Annotated in this window: 7 protein-coding genes; 3 read left to right on the plus strand and 4 right to left on the minus strand. The window is 71.8% G+C overall.

What is annotated here, in order from left to right; translation table 11 throughout:
• The first annotated feature begins 5 nt into the window (after positions 1-5).
• The gene (locus tag O7600_RS00680) at positions 6-632 is read left to right on the plus strand and encodes a hypothetical protein (protein ID WP_281591782.1); all 627 of its coding nucleotides are present in this window, start codon (positions 6-8) and stop codon (positions 630-632) included.
• Positions 633-822: 190 nt separating this feature from the next.
• The gene (locus tag O7600_RS00685; RefSeq protein WP_281591783.1) at positions 823-2202 is read left to right on the plus strand and encodes a hemolysin family protein; all 1380 of its coding nucleotides are present in this window, start codon (positions 823-825) and stop codon (positions 2200-2202) included.
• Between the two features lie 22 nt (positions 2203-2224).
• Here the strand turns inward: O7600_RS00685 and O7600_RS00690 are convergent, their stop codons facing one another.
• From O7600_RS00690 to O7600_RS00705, 4 genes are all read right to left on the minus strand, one after another.
• Positions 2225-2542: a hypothetical protein gene (locus tag O7600_RS00690; protein ID WP_099161491.1), complete on the minus strand. Its 318-nt coding sequence runs from the start codon at positions 2540-2542 to the stop codon at positions 2225-2227.
• The gene (locus tag O7600_RS00695) at positions 2529-2909 is read right to left on the minus strand and encodes a hypothetical protein (RefSeq protein ID WP_281591784.1); all 381 of its coding nucleotides are present in this window, start codon (positions 2907-2909) and stop codon (positions 2529-2531) included. The genes O7600_RS00690 and O7600_RS00695 overlap by 14 nt, the downstream gene beginning before the upstream one ends.
• A complete protein-coding gene (locus O7600_RS00700) occupies positions 2906-4132 on the minus strand; it encodes a divalent metal cation transporter (protein WP_281591785.1) in 1227 nt (408 codons plus the stop codon). The genes O7600_RS00695 and O7600_RS00700 overlap by 4 nt, the downstream gene beginning before the upstream one ends.
• A gap of 71 nt (positions 4133-4203) precedes the next feature.
• Positions 4204-4587, minus strand: a complete 384-nt coding sequence (locus O7600_RS00705; protein WP_172967997.1) for a PaaI family thioesterase — start codon at positions 4585-4587, stop codon at positions 4204-4206.
• Between the two features lie 108 nt (positions 4588-4695).
• On the opposite strand from O7600_RS00705, the gene tyrS reads away from it, so the two are divergent.
• Positions 4696-5979, plus strand: a complete 1284-nt coding sequence (gene tyrS / locus O7600_RS00710) for a tyrosine--tRNA ligase (protein ID WP_281594039.1) — start codon at positions 4696-4698, stop codon at positions 5977-5979.
• Positions 5980-6551: the final 572 nt, after the last annotated feature.

The raw sequence follows: 6551 nt of genomic DNA on the forward strand, positions 1-6551 counted from the left end.
CCGGGGTGAACTGGCTGGAACTCGTCGGCTGGGCCGGCTCCGCGCTGCTGGTCTGGTCCCTGCTGCAGACGCGCATCCTGCGGCTGCGCGCGCTCAACCTGGTCGGCTGCCTGATCCTGATCGGCTACAACGCCGCCGTGCACGTCTGGCCGATGGTCGGGCTGAACGTGGTGCTCGCCGTGATCAACGTCTGGTACCTGCGCCGGCTGCTGGCCACCCGGCACGACGAGCAGACCTACCAGGTGGTGGAGGTGGGCACCGACGACGCGTTCCTGGCCCACACGCTGCGGGTGCACGCCGCCGACATCGCCCGGTTCAATCCGGCGTTCCGCTGGGACCCGACCGCCGCCGACCGTTCCGCCTTCCTGGTGGTCCGGGCCGACGAGGTGGTGGGCGTGATGGTGTCGCACGCCGAGGCCGGCGGGGTGGCCCAGATCGACCTCGACTACGTCACCCCGCCGTTCCGCGACTTCACCCCCGGCGAGTTCGTCTACCGGCGTAGCCGCCTGTTCACCGACCGGGGCTTCCGCCGGGTGGTCAGCCCGCCGGGCATGGTCGCCCCCTACTACCACCGGCTCGGCTTCCGGCCGGAGGGCGACGCGTACGTGCTGGACCTGCCCGCCCCGGCCTGAGGGCCGGTCGGTCCCGCGGGGTGGACGCCCAGGTCACGAAGCGGTCCGGCCGACACCACCAGGGGGTCAGCTTCTTCGCAGGATTCAGGCGTGCGCTCGCGGGGCACAGAGGGGCCGACGCCGACCGGGCCTGCCGGCCGGCGAGTCGGCCATCGGCCGACCCGGATCGGGCCGAGGGAGAGAACCGCTCGTGCAGAGCTACTGGAGCCAGTTGGCCCTGGTCGGTGTGCTGGTGATCGTCAACGCGGCCTTCGCCGGCAGCGAGATGGCCCTGGTCTCGTTGCGGGACAGCCAGCTGCAGCGGCTGGAGCGCAGCAGCCGCGCCGGCCGTACGCTGGCCCGCCTCGCCAAGGACCCGAACCGGTTCCTGGCCACCATCCAGATCGGCATCACCCTCGCCGGGTTCCTCGCCTCCGCCGCCGCCGCGGTCTCGCTGGCCCGCCCGCTGGTGCCGCTGCTCGGCGCGTTCGGCGACGCCGCCGAGACCGTCGCCATCGTCGCGGTCACCCTGGTCCTCACGTTCGTCACGCTGGTCTTCGGCGAGCTGGCGCCCAAGCGCATCGCCATGCAGTCCGCCGAGCGGTGGGCGCTGCTGGTGGCCCGCCCGCTGGACATGCTGGCCAGCGTGACCCGGCCGGCGGTGTGGGCGCTCGGCGCCACCAGCGACCTGGTGGTCCGCCTCTTCGGCCTCGACCCGAAGCACGAGCCCGACGAGATCGGTCCGGACGAGCTGCGCGACATCGTCGCCGGCAACCACGGCTTCACCAAGGAGCAGCGCACCATCATCGCCGGCGCGGTGGAGATCGCCGACCGTCAGCTGCGCGCGGTCCTCGTACCCCGGTTGCAGGTCTTCACGCTCGACAGCGGCACCACCGCGGAGGCCGCGCGGCTGGTCCTCGCGGCGACCGGCCACTCCCGGGCGCCCGTGGTCCGCCACGGCGGCCTGGACGACGCGGTCGGCGTGATCCACCTGCGTGACCTGGTCGGCGTCCCCGACGACCGGCCGGTCGACGAGATCGCCCGACCGCCGATGCTGCTGCCCGACTCGCTTCCCGTGGTCGACGCGCTGCGTCAGTTCAAGGCCGAGCGCCAGCACATCGCGCTGGTGGTGGACGAGCGCGGCGCGGTCGACGGGATCGTCACGCTGGAGGACATCCTTGAGGAGATCGTCGGCGAGATCTACGACGAGACCGACCGGGACCTGCGCGCGGTCCGCACCGAGGCCGACGGGACGCTGGTGCTGCCCGGCACCTTCCCGGTGCACGACCTCACCGACGTCGGCGTGGACCTGCCGAACCGGCCGGCCGGCGACTACACCACCGTCGCCGGGCTGGTCCTGATCTGCCTCGGCCACATCCCGACGGTCGCCGGCGAGACGGTCCGCGTCGACGGCTGGGAGCTGACCGTCGCCGGCGTCGACCAGCGTGCCATCGCCGAGGTGCAGCTACGCCGCCGCAGCCGGCGCGGCCCGGACGACGGCGACGGCGACACCGCCGCCGACCCGGCCGACGGCACGGACGAGGCTTCCGGCGGGTCCACGGCCCGGGCCCTGGACGAGGCCCGGCACTGAGCCGGCTCCCGGCCGGCCCGGGTCAGCGACGGTCGGCCGGCGGGCCGAACGGGAAACCGGGCACCGGTGGCCTCAGCTGCACCGCGTCCGCCGGCAGCTGGTGCGTGCTGCGCCCGATCAGCCGGGCGACCGCCCGGAGCAGCCACGGCCCGGACGGGTGCAGTTCCGGCCCGATCAGCCGGCTCGTCACCCGGGTCCACCAGTGCCCGGCGACGATCACGTCGGTGATCCGCAGCCGGTCCGGCGGCCAGCCGCCCCGCACCACCACGTCCACCACCCGGCCCAGCCGCCGCCCGTGCAGGTCGTACGCGGCGCGGCCGAGAAGCTCACCCGCTCGCACGGTTCGACCCCGGGATCCGTGCGATCAGGTGCCGCCGCAGCCACGACTCCACCGGCGACGGCGGCAGGTCCGCGGCCCGGCAGCGCAAGCGGACCGCGCTGTCCACGCGGACCACCTGGGACAGCGGTATCCGCAACGGCGGCACCGGCGGATCGTCGGTGAACCGGTCGGCCACCGCCACCAGCAGCCGGCCCACCCGGCCGCCGATCCGCTGCCCCAGCGCCCCCTGCCCGGTGAGCAGACAGTCCACGTACGGATAGCCCTCGTCGTCGACCGCGAACGCGATGTCGTCGACCCGCCCCACGAGCCGACCGTCGACGTCGACGATCTGCCGGTCGAGCAGCCGTTTCGCGAGCTGGACCCTCATCGCCCCATCCCCGTCATCACCGCCAGCGGGATCGCCGCCACCGACGCCGCCACGATCAGCAGCAGGAACACCGCGCCGAGCAGGTTGGTCCACCACCCGTTGACCCGGTCGCCGAGGTATCCCCGGTCGTTGGCCACCACCAGGATCGGCAGATAGGTCAACGGCAGCACCACCGCGCTCAGCACCAGCATGTACTCGGTCAACCGCACCGGGTCCACGGTCGTCATCAGCATCACCACCCCGAGCAGGAGGCCGACCAGCAGGACGCTGTGGAACCGGGCCGCCTCCCGGGGGCTGACCCGCTTGCCCCACTGCCAGCCGAAGTACTGCGCCGCCGCGTACGCCGCGGACAGCCCGGTCTCCAGCGCCGCGCCGAACGTCACCGCGAAGAACGCCAGCACGGCCGCGGCCAGCCCGGCCCCGCCCAGCGCGGTCGCCACCGGCCGGGCCACCTCGTCGAGCGTGCCCAGCGATGTTCCCGACGGGTGGTAGGCCACCGTCGCCACAGCGATCAGCGACAGCGCCAGGAACCCACCCACCGGGAAACCGATCAGCACGTTGGAGCGGGCGTGCGCCAGGTCCGCCGCGCTCCACCGCTCCTCGACCCCGCCGGAGGAGAAGAAGAACACCTCGTACGGGCTGACGGTCGACGCGAACAGCGCCACCGCCACGAACCAGTACAGCGGCCAGCCGTGCCCGGCCGCGCCGACCTGCCACGCCCCGCGTCCCAGCTCCGCCCAGTCGGTCGGGAGCGCGACCAGCGCGACCGCGAACACCAGCAACGCCAGCCCGGCCAGCCCGAAGATCCGCTCCATCAGTTCGAACCGCATCCGCCACAGCACCAGCCAGACCGCCAGCGCGGCCAGCGGCACCCAGAGCAGGTGGCTCAGCCCGGTCGCCAGTTGCAGCGCGAGCGCCACCCCACCCAGCTCCGCCGCCAGGGTGACCACCGTGACCAGCCACGACGCGACCAGATTGAGCAGCGCCACCCGCGGGCCGAGCCGCTCCCGGACCAGGTCGAACACCGCCCGGCCGCTCACCGCCGCGATCCGGCCGGCCATCTCCGCGTACGCGCAGATGCCCACCACCCCGACCAGCAGCACCCAGGCGTGGGCCATGCCGAACAGCGCGCCGGCCTGGCTGGCGGCCACCAGGTCGCCGATGTCGACGAAACCGCCGACCGCCGACAGCACGCCCAGGGTGACGGCGAGGAGCTTCCTCACGTCGGATCGGCAGCGCGCGGTCTCATCGACGCGACGATATCGGCGTCAGCGCCCGGTTTCGGGCGAATACGTCAGCCGGCGGTGAGGTTCTGCAACCGCACCTGGCCGCGCGCGACCAGACGCGCGTCCCCGTCGGTGATCTCCACCAGCCAGAGCTGCTGGCTGCGCCCCCGGTGCACCGGGGTGCCGACCGCGGTCAGCTCCCCGTCGCGGACCGCGCGCAAGAAGTCGGTCTGGTTCGACACCCCGACCACGTTGCCCCGCTCGCCCAGCCAGAGCGCGCCGCCGACGCTGGCCGCGGTCTCCACCACCGAGCAGTAGACGCCGCCGTGCTGGATCCCGTACGGCTGATGCAGCTCCGGGCGCACCTTCCAGCGGATCACCACCCGGTCGCCGCTGACCTCGTCGAACGTCAGCCCCAACAGGGCCACGAAACCCCCGCTCAGGTTCGGCATCTCCACCGCGGTTCCTCCTCGCGCTCGACGGCGCCGCCAGCCTAGTCGGCCCCGCCCTCGGCAAACCGGGTACGGCCCGGGCCGGGGGATGGGGGAGAATCGGTGACCGTGACCGACAGCAACCTCCCGCAGGGGCGGGACTCCCTGACCGAAGACCTGCTGTGGCGGGGCCTGATCCAGGACTCGACCGGCCTCGACGAGCTGCGCGAGCTGCTCGACGGCGGGAGCACCACCTTCTATGTGGGCTTCGACCCCACGGCGCCCAGCCTGCACATCGGCAACCTGATGCAGGTCGTCATGGCACGCCGGCTCCAGCTCGCCGGACACCGGCCGCTGCTGCTGGTCGGCGGCGCCACCGGTCAGATCGGCGACCCCAAGGAGAGTGCGGAGCGGACGCTGAACCCGCCCGAGGTCATCGCCGGTTGGGTCCGGCGCATCCGCGACCAGCTCTCGCCGTTCGTGACGTACACCGGGGAGAACGCGGCCCAGCTGGTCAACAACCTGGACTGGACCGGCGAGATGTCGGTGGTCGAGTTCCTCCGGGACGTCGGCAAGCACTTCCCGGTGAACAAGATGCTGGCCCGGGAGGTGGTGAAGGCCCGGCTGGAGAGCGGCATCAGCTACACCGAGTTCAGCTACCAGCTCCTGCAGGCCAACGACTTCTTCGAGCTGCGCCGCCGGCACGGGTGCCGGCTCCAGTACGGCGGCTCCGACCAGTGGGGCAACATCACCGCCGGGGTGGACTACATCCGCCGTCGCGGCGCCGGGCCGGTGGAGGCGTTCACCACGCCGCTTGTGACCAAGGCCGACGGCACCAAGTTCGGCAAGAGCGAGACCGGCACGGTCTGGCTCGACCCGCAGATGACCAGCCCGTACGCGTTCTACCAGTTCTGGGTCAACGCCGACGACCGGGACGTCAGCCGCTACCTGCGGTACTTCAGCTTCCGCTCCCGTGAGGAGCTGGAGGAGTTGGAGAAGGCGACCGCGGAACGTCCGCAGGCGCGCCTGGCCCAGCGGGCGCTCGCCGAGGAGCTGACCACCCTGGTGCACGGCGAGCGGGAGACGGCGCAGGCGGTGGCCGCGAGTCAGGCGCTGTTCGGGCGCGGCTCGCTCGACGAGTTGGCGCCGGAGACGCTGCGCGCGGCACTCACCGAGGCCGGTCTGGTGCACCTCGATGAGCTGCCGGATGTGGCCGGCCTGCTCAAGGAGTCGGGCCTGGTGCCGAGCATGAAGGAGGCCCGGCGGGTGATCGCGGAGGGTGGCGCCTACGTCAACAACACCCGGATCGCCGAGGTCGACGCGACGGTGTCGCCGGCGGACCTGCTGCACGGGCGCTACCTGGTGCTGCGTCGTGGCAAGCGTTCGTTCGCGGGCGTCGAGCTGCGCGGATAGCCATCGGTCGAGGATGTGACGCGGGACGCGCCCGGCGGATTTGACGATCAATCCGCCGGGCGCGTAACTTTCTCTCTGCCAGCGCGGAACGGACGAACAGGGCGAAAGACCTGGAAGGCCGGAGCGCGGGACCTGGGACACGGGCGGTGCCCCGGATCCGCCGGGAGGCGGATTTGGTGAGGCGGAACCGACCGGGTAAGGTTGTCGGCCGGCAGGGAAACGGACGGGCCAGCGGGAAACCGCGCGCGGCCGTCCTGCCGAATTCCTGGGAACAACCGACGGAAGTCGGTTGAATCGGGGTGCCCGGTAAAAGGGTGATGCACGACAAACCGGAAGACACCGGTTTGACACGGCAGAAACCACCGGGTAACGTAGTAAAAGTGCCCGGCGCGAGAGCGGCGGACATGAACGAGATGCCCCGAGCGGGGGTTCTACGGTGTAGGGCTTCTGGTTGGTGTGTGGTTGTTCTTTGAGAACTCAACAGGGTGCTTGTAAAGCCAGTGCCAATTGTTTTATACCCCGGACTGGTCAGGCTTCGGTTTGGCTGGTTGGGATTCCTTTGGCAACACTTT

The organism is Micromonospora sp. WMMA1998, from assembly GCF_027497375.1.
In the GTDB taxonomy this organism is placed as follows: Bacteria; Actinomycetota; Actinomycetes; order Mycobacteriales; family Micromonosporaceae; genus Micromonospora; species Micromonospora sediminicola.

Bases quoted from the DNA above. Each gene is read 5' to 3' on its own strand.
- O7600_RS00695 (WP_281591784.1), bottom strand. From the start codon at position 2,909: ATGAGGGTCCAGCTCGCGAAACGGCTGCTCGACCGGCAGATCGTCGAC.
- O7600_RS00705 (WP_172967997.1), bottom strand. From the start codon at position 4,587: ATGCCGAACCTGAGCGGGGGTTTCGTGGCCCTGTTGGGGCTGACGTTC.